The 1,000-nt window shown below is 26.6% G+C and carries 2 protein-coding genes; one reads left to right on the top strand and one right to left on the bottom strand.

The window, feature by feature from the left end:
* Positions 1-79 precede the first annotated feature (79 nt).
* A complete protein-coding gene (locus KPL38_RS19340) occupies positions 80-325 on the bottom strand; it encodes a hypothetical protein (RefSeq protein ID WP_216290758.1) in 246 nt (81 codons plus the stop codon).
* 277 nt (positions 326-602) lie between these two features.
* Here KPL38_RS19340 and KPL38_RS19335 point away from each other — a divergent pair, with 277 nt between their 5' ends.
* Entirely contained in the window at positions 603-908 is a 306-nt protein-coding gene (locus KPL38_RS19335; RefSeq protein ID WP_216290757.1) for a hypothetical protein, read from the top strand.
* Positions 909-1,000 lie beyond the last annotated feature (92 nt).

Genomic DNA, 1,000 nt, shown 5'->3' with positions numbered 1-1,000 from the left:
ATTTTTGCAAAACATAGTAATCCTCCTCTACGTACTGATTTTGATATTATTATATCATAATTACTACGTTTGGAAGTAATTACAAGCTTTTTGTGGGATAATCATAATATTGAAATAATCTTGATAAATCTATTTTATTATTATATAAAAACACATCATAAGAAGTACTGGAATTAGCGCTGCATGATCCTAGTTGCAATTGATCATAAATCGGTGGCATTAAATTTCGCATATCTATTAAGGGAGGTAGTATAATTGTGCTTTTAAGCTTTGAAAATAAAAAATCCCTTTTATCATATTTTTGTCTTTTCAAATAGTATTTCATTTTATTAATTCCTTTCTAATTATATTAATTTATTAACGTAAGTTTTTTATTAAGGTTTTTCTTTGGTTATATAGAATATTCGAGAATAGCGTAAATGTGATAGTTGAATATCAAAAAATTATTAAAGTGGGCATCGTTTTCAGAGATGTTACAGCGACCCAGGAGATTACTTTAATTGAATACTTTCACAGTTGTAGAAAATGATATAATCATTTATAATAAATGTAAGAAAAAATATTAAAGAAAGCAAATATCTTTTAGAATAGGTGTGAAATGAATGAATGAAAAATTGGGTATAGTTGTTTGTAAAAACTTTGCTGAAGAAGTTCAATTTGTAATAAAAAAAAACAATATAAGAAATGTTGAAATCTTAACATTTCTTCCGGAGTGTATCTATGGAAGTATCGGACAAAATGAGCAATTAGAAGCAATTAAAAGCTGTCAGGAAACATGTAATAAAATCATTATTATTGGTGCTGCATGCTGTACAAGTTTGGATAATATTGTTATCGATAGTGAAAAGTGCAAAATACATAGACTTGAATACTGTTTTGAGTTATTTACTAATAGACCAGCTAGTTAAAGTCAAGTGTAAATTTGCGAAAGTAGTTGTTAATTTCATTGCATAACAAAAAGACCATTGCATAACACGAACAATGGTAAATTTAGTAATTA

This window comes from Clostridium psychrophilum, assembly GCF_018861705.1.
Taxonomy (GTDB): domain Bacteria; phylum Bacillota; class Clostridia; order Clostridiales; family Clostridiaceae; genus Clostridium_AD; species Clostridium_AD psychrophilum.
The sequence above is the reverse complement of the archived record's forward strand: the minus strand, read 5'-3'. Positions and strand labels throughout refer to the sequence as shown.